The organism is Actinomadura rubrobrunea NBRC 15275 (genome assembly GCF_001552235.1).
GTDB classification, from domain to species: Bacteria; Actinomycetota; Actinomycetes; order Streptosporangiales; family Streptosporangiaceae; genus Spirillospora; species Spirillospora viridilutea.
Genome location: NZ_BCQU01000121.1, coordinates 1 through 17426 on the forward strand (window position 1 = coordinate 1; position 17426 = coordinate 17426).

15 protein-coding genes and 1 pseudogene are annotated in these 17426 nt (G+C 75.5%); 10 read left to right on the forward strand and 6 right to left on the reverse strand.

The genetic code is table 11. The features are described from left to right. The 6 genes from AR3_RS26320 to AR3_RS26345 form a co-directional block, all read left to right on the forward strand. On the forward strand, positions 1-999 hold a 999-nt coding region (locus AR3_RS26320; protein ID WP_067917922.1), incomplete at its 5' end, for a lyase family protein. Then, positions 996-1769: a 3-oxoadipate enol-lactonase gene (gene pcaD, locus AR3_RS32820; protein WP_067917924.1), complete on the forward strand. Its 774-nt coding sequence runs from the start codon at positions 996-998 to the stop codon at positions 1767-1769. The genes AR3_RS26320 and pcaD, both read left to right, overlap by 4 nt. Then, positions 1766-2218, forward strand: coding sequence for a 4-carboxymuconolactone decarboxylase (pcaC, locus tag AR3_RS32825; protein WP_067917926.1), 453 nt, complete (start codon positions 1766-1768; stop codon positions 2216-2218). Before pcaD ends, pcaC begins: the two co-directional genes overlap by 4 nt. Positions 2219-2243: 25 nt before the next feature. Next, a complete protein-coding gene (locus tag AR3_RS26335; protein ID WP_083952042.1) occupies positions 2244-3077 on the forward strand; it encodes an IclR family transcriptional regulator in 834 nt (277 codons plus the stop codon). Between the two features lie 110 nt (positions 3078-3187). Beyond that, a complete protein-coding gene (locus AR3_RS26340) occupies positions 3188-4357 on the forward strand; it encodes a 4-hydroxybenzoate 3-monooxygenase (protein ID WP_067917928.1) in 1170 nt (389 codons plus the stop codon). Between the two features lie 46 nt (positions 4358-4403). Beyond that, positions 4404-5273 carry a cytochrome c biogenesis CcdA family protein gene (locus AR3_RS26345; RefSeq protein ID WP_067917930.1) on the forward strand — a complete coding sequence of 290 codons (870 nt, stop codon included), beginning with the start codon at positions 4404-4406 and terminating at the stop codon, positions 5271-5273. Here the strand turns inward: AR3_RS26345 and cphA are convergent. Both cphA and AR3_RS26355 read right to left on the reverse strand, forming a co-directional pair. Next, positions 5230-7884, reverse strand: coding sequence for a cyanophycin synthetase (cphA, locus tag AR3_RS26350; RefSeq protein WP_067917931.1), 2655 nt, complete (start codon positions 7882-7884; stop codon positions 5230-5232). The genes AR3_RS26345 and cphA overlap by 44 nt on opposite strands. Positions 7885-7887: 3 nt before the next feature. Beyond that, the gene (locus tag AR3_RS26355) at positions 7888-8718 is read right to left on the reverse strand and encodes a cyanophycinase (protein WP_067917933.1); all 831 of its coding nucleotides are present in this window, start codon (positions 8716-8718) and stop codon (positions 7888-7890) included. Between the two features lie 304 nt (positions 8719-9022). Here AR3_RS26355 and AR3_RS26360 point away from each other — a divergent pair, with 304 nt between their 5' ends. From AR3_RS26360 to AR3_RS26380, 4 genes are all read left to right on the forward strand, one after another. Next, a complete protein-coding gene (locus AR3_RS26360) occupies positions 9023-10135 on the forward strand; it encodes a M20/M25/M40 family metallo-hydrolase (protein WP_227023364.1) in 1113 nt (370 codons plus the stop codon). 114 nt (positions 10136-10249) lie between these two features. Next, positions 10250-11278, forward strand: a complete 1029-nt coding sequence (locus AR3_RS26365; RefSeq protein ID WP_083952044.1) for an LCP family protein — start codon at positions 10250-10252, stop codon at positions 11276-11278. A 67-nt stretch (positions 11279-11345) separates the two neighbouring features. Then, complete coding sequence (locus AR3_RS26370) at positions 11346-12017, forward strand: QsdR family transcriptional regulator (RefSeq protein WP_217998784.1); 672 nt, start codon at positions 11346-11348, stop codon at positions 12015-12017. A 1030-nt stretch (positions 12018-13047) separates the two neighbouring features. Next, positions 13048-14403, forward strand: a complete 1356-nt coding sequence (locus AR3_RS26380; RefSeq protein WP_067917937.1) for an ABC1 kinase family protein — start codon at positions 13048-13050, stop codon at positions 14401-14403. Between the two features lie 264 nt (positions 14404-14667). Here AR3_RS26380 and AR3_RS33005 read toward each other — a convergent pair. The 4 genes and pseudogenes from AR3_RS33005 to AR3_RS26390 form a co-directional block, all read right to left on the reverse strand. Next, positions 14668-14844, reverse strand: a pseudogene (locus AR3_RS33005) (siderophore-interacting protein); the annotation flags it as partial. A gap of 51 nt (positions 14845-14895) precedes the next feature. Next, complete coding sequence (locus tag AR3_RS26385) at positions 14896-16023, reverse strand: 5-methyltetrahydropteroyltriglutamate--homocysteine S-methyltransferase (protein WP_067917939.1); 1128 nt, start codon at positions 16021-16023, stop codon at positions 14896-14898. A gap of 145 nt (positions 16024-16168) precedes the next feature. Then, positions 16169-16324 carry a hypothetical protein gene (locus AR3_RS31320; protein WP_169803898.1) on the reverse strand — a complete coding sequence of 52 codons (156 nt, stop codon included), beginning with the start codon at positions 16322-16324 and terminating at the stop codon, positions 16169-16171. Next, on the reverse strand, positions 16321-17343 hold the full coding sequence (locus tag AR3_RS26390) for an aromatic ring-hydroxylating oxygenase subunit alpha (protein ID WP_067917941.1): 1023 nt from the start codon (positions 17341-17343) through the stop codon (positions 16321-16323). The genes AR3_RS31320 and AR3_RS26390 overlap by 4 nt, the downstream gene beginning before the upstream one ends. Between the last annotated feature and the right edge of the window lie 83 nt (positions 17344-17426).

Genomic DNA, 17426 nt, shown 5'->3' on the forward strand with positions numbered 1-17426 from the left:
GCCGACCGGTTCGACCTGCCCGGCCTGGCGCGGCGGGCGCGCGGCGCCGGCAACCCGGTCGTGCCGCTGATCGCCGACCTGCGCGCGGCGGCGGGCCCGGCCGGCCGGCACGTGCACCAGGGCGCCACCAGCCAGGACATCGTCGACACCGCGGCCATGCTCGTCGCGTCCCGCGCCCGCCGCGTGATCCTCGCGCACCTGGACCGGGCGCTGGACGCGCTGGCCCGGCACGCCGAACGGCACCGCGGCACCCCCATGGCGGCGCGGACGCTGGCGCGCCAGGCGGTCCCCACGACGTTCGGGCTGAAGGCGGCCGGATGGCTGCTGGGCTGCCTGGACGCCCGTGAGCGGCTCGCCGCGCTGCGGCTGCCCGTCCAGCTCGGCGGCGCGGCGGGCACCCTGGCCGCGTTCGGCGAGCACGCGCTCGACCTGGTCGCCGCGTACGCGGCGCGGACCGGGCTGGACGAGCCCGCGCTGCCCTGGCACACGCGCCGCACGCCCGTCGCCGAGCTGGCCGGGGCGCTGGCGCTGACCGCGGGCGCCCTCGGCAAGATCGCGACGGACGTCGTCCTGCTCGCCCAGAGCGAGGTGGACGAGGTCGCCGAGCCCGCCGCCCCCGGGCGCGGCGGCTCCTCGGCGATGCCGCACAAGCGCAACCCCGCGCTGGCCACGCTGGTGCGCTCGGCCGCGCTGCAGGTCCCGGCGTACGCGCAGATCGTCTTCGCCGCGCAGGCGGCGCCGCACGAGCGGCCCGCGGGGGAGTGGCACGCCGAGTGGCAGCCCGTGCGCGAGATGCTGCGCCTGACCGGCGGCGCCGCGGAGACCGCCGCCGAACTGCTGGACGGCCTGGAGGTCGCGCCCGACCGGATGCGCGCCAACCTCGACGGCCTGCTGAAGGTGCTGGCCGAGCACGGCCAGCCCACCGACGCCGGCGCCGCTCCGGCCCTGGTCGACCGGGCCCTCGCACGGTACCGGGAGCATCGGAGGAACCGCACGTGAGCCTGTACTGCCAAGCCGACGGGCCGCGCGACGCCCCCGTCGTCGTCCTCGGCCCCTCCTTGGGCACCACGACCGGCCTGTGGGCCCCGCAGCTGCCCGCGCTCACCGAGCGCTGGCGGGTGCTTCGGTATGACCTGCCCGGCCACGGCCAGTCGCCCCCGCCCGGCGGGGGGAGGACCCTCACGGTCGACGACCTGGCCGCCCAGGTGCTGGAGATCCTCGACGCCGAGGGCGTCACCAGGTTCGCCCACGCGGGGGTCTCGCTGGGCGGGGCGGTCGGCGCCGCGCTCGCCCTGATGGCGCCCGACCGCGTCGCCAGCCTGGTCCTGTGCTGCACGTCCCCCCGCTTCGGCCCGCCGGAGCGCTGGCGCGAGCGCGCCGCGCTCGTGCGCCGCGAGGGCGTCGGGCCGGTCGCCGACACCGCCGCGGCGCGGTGGTTCACGCCCGGCTTCACCGGCGCCGAACCCTACGTGGCCATGCTGCGCGCCACCGACCCGGCGGGTTACGCCGCCTGCTGCGACGCCCTCGCCGCTTTCGACATCACCGACCGGCTCGCCGACATCGCGGCGCCCACCCTGGTGATCGCGGGAGCCGAGGACGCGCCCACGCCGCCCGCGGGCCACGGCGACGTGCTCGCCGCCCGCATCCCCGCCGCCGAGCTGGTCGTCGTCGACGGCGCCGGGCACCTGGCCAACGTCGAGCGCCCCGGCCCCGTCACCGACGCGATCGTCCGGCACCTGGACCGCACCTGGAAAGGACTGCCCGCATGACCTCCCCGACCGACGAGCCGACGGACGACCGGCGGCGGCACGCCGCAGGCATGAAGGTGCGGCGCGAGGTGCTGGGCGACGCGCACGTCGACCGCGCGGCGGCCCGCACCACCGACTTCACCGCCGACTTCCAGGACCTGATCACCCGGTACGCCTGGGGGGAGATCTGGACCCGCCCCGGGCTGGACCGCCGCACCCGCAGCTGCATCACGCTCACCGCCCTGGTCGCCCGCGGCCATCTGGAGGAGCTCGCCATGCACGTGCGGGCCGCGCTGCGCAACGGGCTCACGCGCGACGAGATCAAAGAGGTGCTGCTGCAGAGCGCGATCTACTGTGGGGTGCCCGCGGCCAATTCCGCCTTCGCGGTCGCCCAGCGGGTGCTGGCCGAGGAGGCGGACGGACCGGACGCAGACGACGCGGCGAGCGGGACGCGGCCCGCCGCCGGTTAGCGGCCCCAGCGAGAGGGAGCGGGCGATGACGGACGGTGCGGCGCACCGGGCGCGGCCGCCGAGCGTGGCGCGCAAGGTGATGGCGATCCTGGACGCCTTCGCCCTCGGCGGCGTCCGCCTCAACCTCAGCGAGATCTGCCGGCGCGCCGGGCTGCCGCTGGCCACCGGGCACCGGCTGGTGGGGGAACTGGTCGCCGGCGGCTTCCTGGAGCGCGTGCCCGACGGCACGTATCGCATCGGGACGCGCCTGTGGCGCATCGGCAGCCAGGCCCCGGCCGTCACCGGCCTCCGGGAGCTGGCGCTGCCGCACATGGAGGACGTCTACGAGGTCACCCACGACAACGTGCAGCTCGCCGTGCTGCGCGACGACAAGGCGCTGGTCGTGGAGCGGCTGCGCGGCGCCCGCTCGGTGCCGGTGGTCACGCAGGTCGGCAGCACGCTGCCGCTGCACACCACCGGCGTGGGGCAGGTGCTGCTGGCGTTCGCGCCGCGGGACGTGCGCGAACGGGTCCTGGCGGCCGGGCTGGAGAGGTACACCCCGCGCAGCATCACCGACCCGGACGAGCTGCGGCGCGTCCTGGCCCGGGTGCGGCACAGGGGCTACTCCCACACACGCGACGACATGACGGTGGGCGCGTCCTCGGTCGCCGTCCCGATCCGCGACGCCGAGGGCGGGGTCGTGGCGGCCCTGTCGCTGGTCGCCCGCACCCGCGGCGCCGACGTGCGGCGGCTGCTGCCGCCCCTGATGACCGCCGCCCGGGCCCTGTCGCGCGACGTGGCCCTGCACTGGCGCGTCGACGCGGCGGGCGGCGCGCCCCTCGCCTTGGACGGCTCGCCGCCCGCCGCCTCCGGCGAATGACGCCGCGCCGCGGGCACGCCGCACCCCCGGTTTCCGGTGGACGGAAGGACGGGACGGGACCGGGCGGCGCCGCGGGCCAGGATCACAGGAACAACCGACGAGGAGGAGTCATGCGCACCCAGGTCGCGATCGTTGGCGCGGGGCCGGCGGGCCTGCTGCTGTCCCAGCTGCTGCACCGGCAGGGCATCGAGTCGGTGGTGCTGGAGAGCCGCGACCGGGAGTACGTCGAGCGCCGCCAGCGCGCCGGGATGCTGGAGCAGGGCACCACCGACGTGCTGCGCGAAGCCGGGGTGGGCGAGCGGCTCGACCGCGAGGGGCTGGTGCACCACGGGCTGGAGCTGCGGTTCGGCGGCGCCGGACACCGCGTCCCGCTCACCGAGCTGACCGGCCGGACGGTGACCGTCTACGCCCAGACCGAGATCGTCAAGGATCTCGTGGCGCGGCGCCTGGCCGACGGCGGCGACATCCGCTTCGAGGCCGAGGCGGTGGCGGTCGACCCGTCCGCGCCCAGCGTGACGTTCCGGCAGGGCGGCCGCACGCACACGCTGGAATGCGACTTCGTCGCCGGATGCGACGGGTTCCACGGGGTGTCGCGCCCCGCCCTGCCGGGCGCGCGGACGTACACCCGCGAGTACCCGTACGCCTGGCTCGGCATCCTCGCCGACGTCCCGCCGTCCACCGAGGAGCTCATCTACGCCAACCACGAGCGCGGCTTCGCGCTGCACAGCCTGCGGGGGCCCAAGGTCAGCCGCCTGTACCTGCAGGTCGCCCCCGACGAGGACCTGTCGGCCTGGTCGGACCAGCGGATCTGGGACGAGCTGGCCGCCCGCTTCGCCACCGACGACGACTGGGAGCTGACCCCCGGGCCGATCACCGACAAGTCGGTCACCCCGATGCGCAGCTTCGTCGCCGAGCCGATGCGGCACGACCGGCTGTTCCTGGCCGGGGACGCCGCGCACATCGTCCCGCCGACCGGCGCCAAGGGCCTCAACCTCGCCGTCGCGGACGTCACCGTGCTGGCCGCCGCGCTGACCGAGTACTACGCGACCGGCTCGCGGACGCTGCTCGACTCCTACTCCGACATCTGCCTGCGCCGGGTCTGGCGCGCCGAGCACTTCTCCTACTGGATGACCACCCTCCTGCACGTCGAGCCGGGCGCCGACGAGTTCGCCCGGCGCCTGCAGCGCTCGCACCTGGACTACGTCGTGTCGTCGACGGCCGCGTCGACCAGCCTGGCGGAGAACTACGTCGGCCTGCCCCTGGAGGGCGTCGCCTCCTGAGCCGCCGCCGGCGCGAGTAGCCTGCCGGTCACGTGGGAGGGGGCACGTGATCGACATCGGATATCCGGCGGCGTTCCTCGGGGGCGCGCTCGCCCTGGTCAGCCCGTGCGGCGCGGTGCTGCTGCCGGCGTTCTTCGCCTACGCGTTCGCCGCGCCCGCCCGGCTGCTGGCCCGCACCTGCGTCTTCTACGCGGGGCTCGCCAGCACGCTGGTGCCGCTCGGCGTCGCCGGCTCGGCGGCCGCGCGGCTGCTCAACGGGCACCGCGAGCTGCTGGTCACGGCCGGAGGCGCGGTCGTCGTCGCACTGGGCGCGGCGCAGATCCTCGGCCTCGGATTCGCCTCGAGACGCGCGCGGGAGGCGGCGGGCCGGCTGCGCCCGGTGTCGGCGGCGTCGACCTATCTGCTCGGCACCGTGTACGGGCTGGCGGGGTTCTGCGCCGGGCCCGTCCTCGGCGCGATCCTCACGGTGGCCGCCGTGGACGGGGACCCGCTGTACGGCGGCGTGCTCCTCGCCCTCTACGCGTTCGGCATGGCGCTGCCGCTGTTCGTGCTGGCGTTGCTGTGGGACAGATTCGACCTCGGGCGGCGCCGCTGGTGGCGCGGCAGGCCGTTCACCGTCGGCCCGCTGCGGCTGCACACCGCGTCCCTGGTCTCGGGGCTGCTGTTCGTCGCCGTCGGCGTGCTGTTCGCCGCCTTCGAGGGCACCGCCGCGCTGCCCTCGCCGCTCGGCGCCGACCGGGAGGTCGCGCTCGAAGAGTGGGCGCAGCGCGCGGGCCGCGCCGTCCCCGACGTGGCCTTCGTCCTCCTCCTCGGCGTCTCGACGGCCGCCGCCTGGTGGGCCCTGCGCCGGACGCCGCGCCCGCAGCGGCCGGTCAGGGACGGGGAACCGCGCCGAGGGTCTGGAGAAGGTCGGTGACCGGCTGCAGCTTCTCGTACAGCAGCAGCACCGGCTCGCCGGGCCCGGCCACGGCCAGGGCCGTGGTCAGCGCCCCCTTCAGGTCGCCCGCCGGGAAGTGCCGCACGTCCGGCCGCCGCGCGCGCAGCCCGCGGATGATCAGTCCGGTCATCTCGCCGGGCCGGCGGCCGCGCAGGTCCTCGTCCTCGTAGACGACCACCCGGCCGAACGTCTCCGCCAGCGCGCCGGCGGTCTCGACGACCAGAGCGTCGTCGCGGTCGCCGGGCAGCGTGACGGCGGCGACGCCGGGACGGTCCCACTGGCGGCGCACGAACGCGCCGATCGCGGCGACCGCGGCCGGGTTGTGCGCGTAGTCCACCAGCACCTGGTTGTCGCCGACCTGGTACACGCAGCCGCGGCCGGGGTTGCGGTCGTGCGGGACGAACGACCGCAGCGCGTCGGCGACCACGTCGGCGGGGGTGTCGAGGGCGCGGGCGGCGGCCGCCGCGGCCAGCGCGTTGGCGACCACGTGCGCGGCGCGCCCGCCGAACGCGCCCGCGATCTGCGCGACCGGAACCAGCGGCGTGCGCTCGCGCGGCCCGGCCGCCTCCACGAGCACGTCGCCGTCGACGAAGTAGGCGACGCCGCCCGCGGCCATGTGCCGGGCGAGGGGCTCGCCGTCCGCCGAGGCGCCGAACAGCCGCACCACCGGGGCGCGCCGCCGCACCGCGGGACGCTCGGCCAGCCCCGCCGCCCGCGGGTCGTCGGCGTTGAGCACCAGGTGCCCGCCGTCGCGGATCTCCTCGGCGACCAGCGCCTTGATGTGCACCAGGTCGTCCAGCGACAGCGCGCCGTCCACGCCGAGGTGGTCGGGGGTGATGTTGGTGACCACGGCCACGTCGGCGCGGTCGTAGCCCAGCCCGCGGCGGACGATGCCGCCCCGCGCGGTCTCCAGCACGGCCGCCTCCACCGAGCGGTCGGCCAGCACCATCTCCGCCGAGCGGGGCCCCGACGCGTCGGCCTTGTAGATCAGGCCGTCCGCCCCGCGCCCTTCGAGGTACACGCCCTCGGTGCAGGCCAGGCCGACCCGCAGCCCCCGGCGGGCGAGGATGTGGGCGATCATCCGCACGGTCGTGGTCTTGCCGTTGGTGCCGGTGACCGACACGATCGGGATCCGCGACGGCGCGCCCGGCGGGAACAGCAGGTCGATGATCGTCGCCGCGACGTCCCGGCCCCGGCCCTCGTGCGGCTCCAGGTGCATGCGCAGGCCGGGCGCGGCGTTGACCTCCAGCACGCCCGCCGCGCCGGGGTCGGCCGGCGGCGGCGCGGCGATGTCGGGCAGGCGCAGGTCGATGCCGCACACGTCCATGCCGATCGCCGCGGCGGCCCGCTCGCACATCCGCGCGACCCGCGGGTGCACCTGGTCCGTCACGTCCCGGCTGGTGCCGCCGGTCGACAGGTTGGCGTTGCGGCGCAGCCACACCACCTCGCCCTCGGCCGGCACGGTGTCGCGGCGGTGCCCCTGGCTCGCCAGGTGCGCGATCTCCGCCGCGCCGAGCCGCAGCCGCGTCAGCGGCCGGTCGTGGCCCTCGCCCCGCGCCGGGTCGGCGTTGACGCGCTCGACCAGCGCCGCGACCGTGGACCTGCCGTCGCCGACGACGTGCGCGGCGGTCAGCTCGGCCGCGGCCGCCGTCTTCCCGCCGACCACCAGCACCCGGTAGTCGCGGCCGGGGATGTAGGACTCGACCAGCACCCTCTCGTCCACCCGCGCGGCGGCGCGGAACGCGGCCAGCACCTCGGCGGGCTCGGACAGCTCGATCCCCACGCCCTCGCCCTGGTGCCCCGACAGCGGCTTGACGACCACGGGAGGGCCGAGCTCGCGCAGCGCGTCCAGCGCCTCGGCCGCGTTCTCCACCAGCCGCCCGTCCGGCACCGGGATGCCCGCCTCGGCCAGGACGGTCTGCGCCAGCCGCTTGTCCGCGGCGATCTCCATGCCGATCGCCGAGGTCGCGTCGGTCATCGCGGCCCACACCGTGCGGCGGTGCCGCCCGTGGCCGAGATGCAGCAGGTTCAGGTCGCCCACCCGGCGCACCGGGACGCCCCGGCGCCGCGCCGCCCGCGCCAGCGCCGCCGTGCTGACGCCCAGCCGGGTGCGCTCGTACTCGGCGCGGAGGCGGGCCAGCCGCGGCTCCAGCGCCGGCGGCCGCCCCTCCAGCACCCCCGTCACGGTCCGCACCGCCAGCGCCAGCAGGCCGCCGGGGACCGGGCTGCCGGGCGGCTCGTAGCGCGGGCACTCCAGGATCACGTCGTAGCTCCCGGGGGAGCCCGCCCACACCGTCCGCCCGAAGCACACCTCGCGGCCGATGAGGCAGGACAGCTCCAGCGCCACGTGCTCGGTGACGTGGCCGAAGTACGTGCCGCGCGCCATCGCCTCCAGCAGCCCGCCGGGACGCCCCGCCGAGCAGTGGTGGTCGGCCAGGCCCGGCAGCAGCTCCACCAGCCGTTCGGCGAAGCCCGGATGGTCGGTGGTCTCCCGCTCGGTCAGCTCCGCCAGCTCCAGCCGGGCCACCACCACCGGCCGGGACAGGTACACGTTCGGGCCGCCGAGGCGGCGCAGCGCGTCGATGCGCATCGGTCAGGACTCCTCCCCGGGACGGCGGCCGATGACGGGTCGGCGCCGGTCCATCTCGAAGCGGCAGCCCGCCGGGAGCAGATGCAGGTCGACGTTCAGCATCGCCATCGGCTCGTCGTCCCCCGCCGCGTACCCCACCGTGGCGCGTCCGGCGTCCACGACGGTGACCAGGCCGGAGCCGACCACCTCGAAGGCCCCGTCGCTCACCACGACCGCGGTGTCCTCGTCGATGCCCACGCCCAGCAGCCGGGTGTCGAGCGCGATTCCGCTGAGCAGGCGGGGCAGCCGGCCGCGCTCGAGGAAGTGCATGTCGATGAGCACGTCCTCCATCAGCCCGAGCCCGGGGCCGACGCGCACCGTGGACGCGGCGACCTCGTGGCCCGTGCCGCCCAGGATCATCCAGCGGCCCATCGCGGTGGCGCCCGCGCTGGTCCCGGCGATCACCAGGCCGTCGTCCTCCAGCCGCCGGCGCAGCAGCTCGTTGGTCTTGGAGCCGACCAGGGTGCGGATGCGCGACTGGTCGCCGCCGCTGAACAGCACTCCGGTGGCGTCCTCCAGCGCCTCAAGCACGCCCGGGTCGTCGGCCGCGGCCCGGCCCAGCAGCCGCAGCTCCCGCACCGCGGTCACGCCGAGCCGGCCGAAGGCGGCTTCGTACTCGGCGGTGACCTGCTCGGGGAGTTCGGTGGCGGTGGTCACGACCACCACCCGCGCGCCGGCGGCGCCCGCCAGCCGCACGAACGTCTCCAGCGGCCCGGAGCCGCAGGTGCGGTTCTCCGCGCCGCCGATGATCAGCAATCGGCCTCTGCGGCGGCGCCCCCCGGTGCTGTCTGTCACACGGGGTAGTTACCCTCGATCACAACAGGTAGTCATTTGAGTGCGGATGGTGAACACAGGGATGAGCGTACGAACTCCGACCGCGCGGGCATCGAACGGGACATCCGCGACGAGGGCGTCGACCGGCCCGGCGACCGGCCCGTCGATAGGGACGTCGATAGGGGCGTCGAGAGGGGCGTCGAGAGGGGGGTCGACGGGCGCGTCGCCGCCGGGCGACGCCCGCGGCCCGGACGCCGAGGCGCTCGCGGCGGCCGCCGCGCACGGCCGCGCGCGCTATCTGTCCCGGCTCGCCGAGCTGGTCGCGGTGGACAGCGGCAGCGCCGACGTCGCGGGCGTCAACCGGGTGGCGGGGCTGGTCGCCGGGTACGCCCGCGACGCGGGCATGCGGCTGGAGCCCGTCCGGCTCGCCGACGGCCGCGCCGCCCTGATCGCCCGCCGCGGCGGCGCCGGCCGCCGCAAGATCCTGCTGGTCGGCCACATGGACACCGTCTTCCCCGCGGGCACCGCGGCCGCGCGGCCGTTCCAGGTGGACGGCGACCGCGCCCTCGGCCCCGGCGTGTGCGACGGCAAGGGCGGCCTGCTGGCGGGCCTGGCCGCCGTCGAGGCGCTGATCCTGCTGGGCGCCGAACGCTACGGCGAGCTGACGCTGGTGTGCTCGCCGGACGAGGAGGCCGGCTCCCCGCTGGGCCGCGCGGTGCTGCGGCGCGAGGCGCGCGACGCGGCCGCGGCGCTGTGCCTGGAGTGCGCCCCCGCCGACGGCTCCTTGATCGCCGCCCGCAAGGGGGTCACCGAGGTGGAGATCGTCCTGCGCGGGCGGGCGGCGCACCCGGGCGTGGACGCCGAGCGGGGCGCCGACGCCGCCCTGGCCGCGGCCCGGCTGACCGTCGCCCTGCAGGAGCTGAACCGCGGGCGGCCCGGCGTGACCGTCACCGTCGGCGTGCTGAGCGCGGGCACCGCCCCCAACATGGTCGCCGAGTCCGCCCGCCTCGCCGTCGACGTGCGCGCCGACCGCGCCGCCGACTTCGACGCCGCCGTGCGCGACGTCCGCCGCCTGGCCGACGGCCACGGCGTCCCGGGGGTGACGGCCGAGATCGCCGAGCGCGCCCCCATGCCCCCGTGGGAGGGCGGCCCGCGGACCGACGCCCTGGCGGACGCCGCCTGCGCGCTGGGACGCGAGCTCGGCCTGCACATCCGCGCCCGCGCCGTCGGCTGCGGCGCCGACGCCAACCTCGTCGCGGCCGCCGGAACCCCCGTCCTGGACGGTCTGGGCCCGATCGGCGGCGCCGCGCACACGCCCGGCGAATGGCTCGACCTGTCCTCTCTCGTCCCCCGGACGGCCCTGCTGGCCGGTCTGATCGACCGCGTCGCCGCGGCCGCGACCGGTTTGGGGGGTCTCGGGGTCGAGGGCGCCATATGACGGGCGTTATAGGCCGCCGATGCGGGGAACCGGGGTGGGTGATCATGCGTTGGCACTGGGCGCAGGCACCCCGGTGTCGCGGACGGGACGGCCGCAGCGGAGGTGACCCCTGCCATGGGAACCTGGAGTCGGCGCGCGCACGCGGGCGGGCGCCTCCGGCGCGCGCTGGTGCGCCTGGGAGTGGGGGCCGCGGTGCTGGCCGTGACGGCCTTCGGGCTCGCGGTGTGGCGCGCCGAAAGCTACGACCACCGCATCCAGCGGCTGCCGGGGGCGCTGCCGCCCGGCGGGTCGCGGCATGCGGCGGACGACCCCGGCCGCACCTGGCTGCTCCTCGGGTCGGACATGCGCGGCGTCCCCACCCGGGAGAAGTGGCGGCCCGGGGGACGGGCGCACGCCGACACGATCATGCTGCTGCACCTGCCGGACGGCGGGCGCCGCGCCTACGTCATCTCGATCCCGCGCGATCTGTGGATCGACATCCCCGGCTACCGGCGCGCCAAGATCAACGCGGCGTTCGCGCACGGCGGACCGGGCCTGCTGGCGCGGACCGTGCAGCAGATGTCCGGGATCCGGATCGACCACGTCGCCGCCGTCGACTTCGCCGGGTTCGCGCGGATGACCGACGCGCTCGGCGGGGTGGACATCTACCTGGACCAGCCCATCTACGACCCGAGCAACGGCTGGTCGTGGCCCGCGGGGCGCAACCACCTGGACGGCGCGGCGGCGCTGCGGTTCGTCCGTGAACGCAAGGGCCTGTCCGGCAGCGACCTGGACCGGGTGAAACGGCAGCACGCCTTCCTCAAGGCCATGGCGGCCAAGGCGGTCGACGCCGGCACGCTGACCAACCCGCTCAAACTGGACGCCTTCCTGCGGGCGGCCAGCGCGTCGGTCGCGGTCGACTCCCGCGCGGGGTTCGGCACGCTGCGGTCGCTGGCGGTGCGGCTGGCGGGCATCGGTCCCGACCGGGTCACCTTCGCGACCCTGCCGACGGGGCCGTCGGCGTGGTTCGACGGGCAGAACGTCCTGCTGCCCGATCCCGAGCGCAGCGCCGCCCTGTTCGAGGCGCTGTCCGCCGGCAGGCTGGGCGAGTTCGTCCGGCGCCACGGCCTGGAGACCGACCTGGACCTGTCCCGGCCGTCCTGACCGCCACCGGTCGAGGCGATCGCGCGGTCGCGATGCCCCTCGCCGGCGAGTGTGCGATTCTGAGCGCGTGCACGGGGTGCGGCGAGACCGCGACGGCGCGGGCCGCAGGGCGGCCGGTCCGGCGGACGCGGTCGCCGCGGCGACCGCGCGCTACCTCAACTGCGAGCCGATCGACATGTCCGCGCTGGCCGCCGAGCTCGGCGTCGGCCGCGCCACGCTCTACCGGTGGGTGGGCAGCCGCGAGCGGCTGCTGGCCACGGTGCTGGCGGACATGACCGAGCGCACCTACCGGGCGGCCGTGCGGGGCGTCGAGGGCTCCGGCCCGGACCGGGTGCTGGCCCTCCTCGACCGGTTCATGCGGGCGGTGGTCGACGCCGTCCCGCTCAAGGCGTTCACCGAACGCGAGCCGCGGCTGTTCGTGCGGCTGGCCACCATGCCCGGCGCCATCGAGGACCGCGCCGCCGAGCTGCTGGCGGACGAGCTGCAGCGGCAGATCGACCGGGGGCGGCTGCGCGTCTCGCTGCCCGCGCGCACGCTGGCGCAGGCGATCGTCCGCGTGGCGGACTCGTTCATGTACGCGCACTACCTCGGCGGCACCCGCCCGGAGATCGACACCGCGCTGGAGGTCATCGAGCTGCTGCTGCGCCCGCCCGGCCCGGACGAGACGCGTCCGGAGGGCGGGCGGCCCTCGTCCGGGCCGCGGGACGGGCGAGGCGAGGCGGACGGGTCCGGTTCGTAACGCGGGAACGCCAGCAGCGCCGAGGCGGCCAGGGCGATGCCGAGGATGCGCGGCACCCCGTACAGGGGGTCGGCGGGCCAGTCGCCGCCGTACAGCAGGCTGCCGACGACGATCAGGTACGTCTTCGCGACGATCGTGCAGACCGCCGCGGACACCGTCAGGCGGCAGCGCTGCAGGGCGATGGTGCCCTGCGCCATCGCCAGGATCACGGCCGCGCCGATCAGGTAGGGGTACGGGGTGGTCAGCAGCACCGCCGGGCCGGGCTGGACGCTCTCCAGCGTCAGGCCCTTGACCGCGACCTCCACCGTCCCGACGAGGATGCCGACGCTGACGCCGTACTCCACGCCCGCCGGGGGACGGGCGTGCCGGGGCGGCCGGCGCCGGTCGCCCCACGAGAACAGCGCGATCGGCACCGCCAGCGACGGCACCGTCACCGCGCACAGCAGCGCGGCGGGCGGGGCGGTGCCGATGTCGCCGTCGGGGCGCACGGACGCGGCGATGAGCAGCGTTCCGGCCGCGAACACCGCGAATCCCAGGCACTCGCGAGCGGTCGGCCGTTCGCGGAACCAGACCGCCGCGATGACCGGCAGCACCGCCAGGGCGGCGGAGAACAGCGGCTGCGCCCTGCTCAGCGGAAGCTCGGCGAAGGCGATCAGCTGCAGTTCCACGCCGACCGCGAACACCACGACCCCGGCCAGCCACCGCCCCGATCGAGTCGTCTGGACCAGCAGGTGCCACGGACGGTCGCCGCGCAGCGGTTCCATCCGCGCCCCGGCGGACTTCAGCAGCGCCGCCCCCACGTAGTAGAGGGAGACCGCCAGCAACGCCGCCGTGGTGCCGTTCATCGCCGGCCGGACGCCCCTCTCCGCCACATGTCCGAGACAAAACCGTGAGGTGTCTCACGTGGTCATGCGCCATGGTGGTCCGGCCGCGGACGGGCGTCAAGCGATGGGCGGAACGGGCATGGCGGAGATACCGTTGATGCCGTTCATCCCGGAAACCCGCTGCCGACAGTCAGGACGGTCCAGACGTGAGCGACATCCCCCGTCGTGCGGTGAGCCGGACCGCCAAGCTGGCCACCCTGCCGCTCGGCTTCGCCGGCCGCACCGCCCTCGGACTGGGCAAGCGGACGATCGGCCGCCCCGCCGAGGCCGTCGCGCAGGAGGTGCGGCGGCGCACCGCCGAGCAGCTGTTCAGCGTGCTCGGCGAGCTGAAGGGCGGCGCCATGAAGGTCGGCCAGCTGCTGTCGATCTTCGAGGCGGGGCTGCCGGAGGAGGCGGCCGGGCCGTTCCGCGCCAGCCTGACCCGGCTGCAGGAGGCGGCGCCGCCGATGCCCGCCGCGACCGCGCACCGCGTCATGGCCGAGGGCCTCGGCGAGGACTGGCGGGAGCTGTTCGCCGAGTTCGACGATCGTCCCGCCGCGGCCGCGTCCATCGGCCAGGTGCACAGGGCCGTGTGGCGCGACGGCCGCCCCGTGGCCGTCAAGGTGCAGTACCCGGGCGCCGGCCCGGCGCTGATGAGCGACTTCAACCAGATCGCCCGGCTGAGCCGGCTGATCGCGCCGCTGTTCCCCGGTCTCGAGGTCGAACCGCTGGTCGCCGACCTGAAGCGGCGGCTGGAGAAGGAGTTGGACTACCGCGACGAGGCCCGCGCCCAGACCGCCTTCCACCGCGCCTACGCGGGCGACCCCGACTTCCTGGTGCCCGCCGTCGTGGCGCAGTCAGGCAACGTGCTGGTGACCGAGTGGGTGGAGGGCACGCCGCTGTCGCGGATCATCGCGGACGGCACGCGGGAGCAGCGCGACCGCGCCGGGCTGCTGCTGTTCCGGTTCATCCTGTCCGGCCCGGCCCGCTGCGAGATGATCCACATCGACCCGCATCCGGGCAACTTCCGGCTGCTGGACGACGGCAGGCTGGGCGTGCTGGACTTCGGCGGGGCCGCCCGCGTCCCGGCCGAGATGCAGTGGGCGCTCGGCCGGATGCTGCGCATCGGCACCCTGGGCGACGCGGAGGAGATGGTCGCCCACGCCCGCGCGGAGGGGTTCCTGGCCGAGGACGCCGACATCGACCCCGAGCAGCTGCGCGCCCTGATCGCCCCGCACGCCGCTCCGTTCACCGTGGAGCGGTTCCGCTACAGCCGAGAGTGGCTGCGCCGCGAGACCGCGCGCGGCATGGGCCTGGCCGCCGACCTGCGGCCGGGCGGCCTGGCCCGGCACCTGCGGCTGCCGCCGCAGTACCTGTCCGTCAGCCGGGCCCTGGCCGGGTGCGGCGGCGTGCTGTGCCAGCTGGAGGCCGAGGCGGACTTCCGCGCCGAGGCGCTGCGCTGGCTGCCGGGCTTCGCCGACGACGACCCCGACGCCGCCGAGGCCGGCGAGGCCACCGCCTGACCCGCGGGCCGCACGCCGCTGGACGCGCGGGAGCCGCGCGTCGGCGCGCGTGGACGACTCCTGCTTGTCGGCAGGCCCTTGCACATCGTCGACACGCGAGCGGGTGCCCCTCGGCACCCGCTCCATCGAGGCGGCGGTCGCTGACAGCGCCTCCCGTCGTCCGTCGGCGGGTGCGGCCCGGCTCCGGGCGGCGCAGAGGCGCCGCCCGGTCCCGCGAAGAAGATCGCGTCGCCCGGCCGCCGCAGGCCGCCCCCGCCCGGCCGGGCCCCGGTCGCCGTGGCGGACGAGGCAGATCGTCAGCTCACGACATCGAGGGGTCCAGGCGCGGACGGTGTGGGTGCGGGCGCTCGGCCACTGGCCGCGCGGCAGCCGGGTGCGGATCGTCTCCAGGTCGAACGGCTCCGGGGAGAGACCTCCCTGGCCGGTCGGGACGCCTCCGATCGATCGTTCAGGCCAAGCGGGCCCGACCGACGTCGGAGGCGTCCCGCCGGATCAGCCCCAGACCTCTTCGGCGGTCTCCACGATGAGCTGGAGCTTGGCCATCTGCTCGTCGTAGGTGAGCACGTTGCCCTCGACCGTGGAGGAGAAGCCGCACTGCGGCGACAGGCACAGCTGCTCGATCGGCACGTACCGCGACGCCTCCTCGATCCGGCGCTTGAGGTCGTCCTTGGACTCCAGCGCGCCGCGCTTGGTGGTGACCAGCCCCAGGACGACCATCTTGCCCTTGGGGACGAACCGCAGCGGCTCGAAGCCGCCCGAGCGGTGGTCGTCGTACTCGAGGAAGAAGCCGTCCACCGCCAGTTCGCTGAACAGCGCCTCGGCCACGAAGTCGTAGCCGCCCTCCGCCGTCCACGACGAGCGGAAGTTGCCCCGGCACATGTGGGTGGTGACCGAGAGCCCCTCCGGCTTGTCCGCCAGCGCCGCGTTGATCTGCTTGATGTAGCGCAGGTGCAGGTGGTCGGCGTCGTCGCCCCGCTCCCTGATGATGCGCCGCTGCTCGGGGTCGTTGAGGTAGGCCAGGCTGGTGTCGTCGAACTGCAGGTACGTGCAGCCCAGCTCGGCGATCCGCCGCACCTGCTCGGCGTAGGCGGCGGCCAGGTCGGACCAGAACTCCTCCACGTCGGGGTAGACGTTCCGGTCGATGGCGGCGGGGCCGCCCCGGTAGTGGACCATGTTGGGCGACGGGATGGTCAGCTTGGGGGTCAGCCCGGTGCCCTCCGCCGCCTCCTTCAGGAACGCGAAGTGGTCGCCGAAGATCGTCTCCTCGAGGCGCACCCGGTCGTGCACGCGCAGCGCGGCGGCGGTGAACTCGATGTCGCCGGACTCGTTGCGGAACTTCACCTTGATCTTCTCGTCGGCCGGGGAGACGCCGCCCAGCCGGTAGATGAAGTCCATGTGCCAGGCGGTGCGGCGGAACTCGCCGTCGGTGGCGGTGCGCAGCCCGGCCGCCTTCTGGGCCTGGACGACCTCGCGGATCGCCTCGTCCTCGACCTGCCGCAGGTCCTCGGCCTTGATCCGGCCGGCGGCGAAGTCGTCGCGGGCCTGCAGCAGCCGCTGGGGACGCAGCAGGCTCCCGACGTGGTCGGCGCGGAACGGCGGGGTGTCGCGGAGAAGGCTCATGGGATCTCCTTGCGCTCGCGGCCTGTGGTCTTTCGGATGGTGCTTCGGATGGTGGCGCCGACGGCGCCCGGAAATCCAGACGTGTCGCGCAATCGTGATCAACGACAGGGAGACCGGCGTGCCGGACGTCTCCGGCACGCCGGTCTCAGGAGGGGAGGTCGTGGTCGGGGTGGGCCAGCAGCCACCGCCAGAGCTCGACCGGGTCGTCGGACCGGCGCTGCGCGCCGCAGAAGCAGATGCCCGTCAGCAGATCGGTGCCGGGAGTCCACTCCACCCGCAGCCGGCGGCCGGACGCGCTCATCGGGCCGTCATCCGCTGGAGCATCCGGCGCGCGGCCAGCCCGCCGGTGTCGATGTTGATGCTCAGCTCCTGGTAGCCCTCCGGCTCGGCGGCGATGACCTTCTCCAGCAGGTTGAGCGCCTCGACGTCCTGCAGCACGACGGTGCGGTTGCTCTCGGCCAGGAACGCCGACACCTCCTCGTCGTCGAGCGCGAAGTCGCGGGCCACCATCCAGAAGTCGTGGGTGGTCGTCTCGGTCTCCGGCGTGATCGCGTACACGATCTCGGCGTGGCAGGCCCGGCTGTCGTCGCCGTCGGGTCCCGGCTCAACGCCGGTCGGCGCGATCCGGCTGTGCAGCAGGTACAGGCACGGCGGGTGGTACTCGATGTCCTGCCAGCGGTCGATGCGGCCCTCGATGCCCGTGGACTTGGCGTAGAAGGGCGGGCACTCGGCGTCCTTCATGCGGCGGCTGACGTAGATGACCCCGGCCTCCTCGTCCACCTCCGTGGTGATCGGGGTCGCGGCCACCTCCGGGGTGCCGATGTAGCCGGCGTGCAGATACGTCTCGTGCGACAGGTCCATCAGGTTGTCGACGAGCAGCTCGTAGCGCGCGGCCAGGGGCTCCATGCCCCGCACCGTCACGTAGTCGGGGGAGTCCAGCCAGGGCGCCCGCGGGATCGCCGCCGGGTCGGCCTTGTCGTCGTCGCCGATCCACACCCAGATCAGCGAGTCCTGCTCGACGACGTGGTAGCGGGGGACGCGGGCGGTGCGGGGCACGCGGCGCTGGCCGGGCACGGCCACGCACACGCCGTCCGGGTCGTAGGTGAAGCCGTGGTAGCCGCAGACGATCCGGTCGCCGTCGCGGTGGCTGGCCGACAGCGGGTAGCGCCGGTGCACGCAGCGGTCCGCCAACCCGACGGGCCTCCCGTCGCGGGTGCGGTAGAAGACGATCGGCTCGCCGCAGATGGTGCGGGCCAGCAGTCCGTCGCCGACCTCCGATCCGTACGCCGCGACGTACCACTGGTTTCGTGGGAAGGCCATGGGTGCTCCTCGACGCGTGTCAGGTCGGTCGACCCCGACCTTCCCGGGCCCGCGCGCCCGCGGGCCACCGCCATTCCGCCCAG

Excerpts from the sequence above, each read along its gene's own strand:
- pcaC (WP_067917926.1), top strand. The coding sequence starts at position 1,766 with ATGACCTCCCCGACCGACGAGCCGACGGACGACCGGCGGCGGCACGCC.
- AR3_RS26335 (WP_083952042.1), top strand. The coding sequence starts at position 2,244 with ATGACGGACGGTGCGGCGCACCGGGCGCGGCCGCCGAGCGTGGCGCGC.
- AR3_RS26340 (WP_067917928.1), top strand. The coding sequence starts at position 3,188 with ATGCGCACCCAGGTCGCGATCGTTGGCGCGGGGCCGGCGGGCCTGCTG.
- cphA (WP_067917931.1), bottom strand. The coding sequence starts at position 7,884 with ATGCGCATCGACGCGCTGCGCCGCCTCGGCGGCCCGAACGTGTACCTG.
- AR3_RS26365 (WP_083952044.1), top strand. The coding sequence starts at position 10,250 with ATGGGAACCTGGAGTCGGCGCGCGCACGCGGGCGGGCGCCTCCGGCGC.
- AR3_RS26385 (WP_067917939.1), bottom strand. The coding sequence starts at position 16,023 with ATGAGCCTTCTCCGCGACACCCCGCCGTTCCGCGCCGACCACGTCGGG.
- AR3_RS31320 (WP_169803898.1), bottom strand. The coding sequence starts at position 16,324 with ATGAGCGCGTCCGGCCGCCGGCTGCGGGTGGAGTGGACTCCCGGCACC.
- AR3_RS26390 (WP_067917941.1), bottom strand. The coding sequence starts at position 17,343 with ATGGCCTTCCCACGAAACCAGTGGTACGTCGCGGCGTACGGATCGGAG.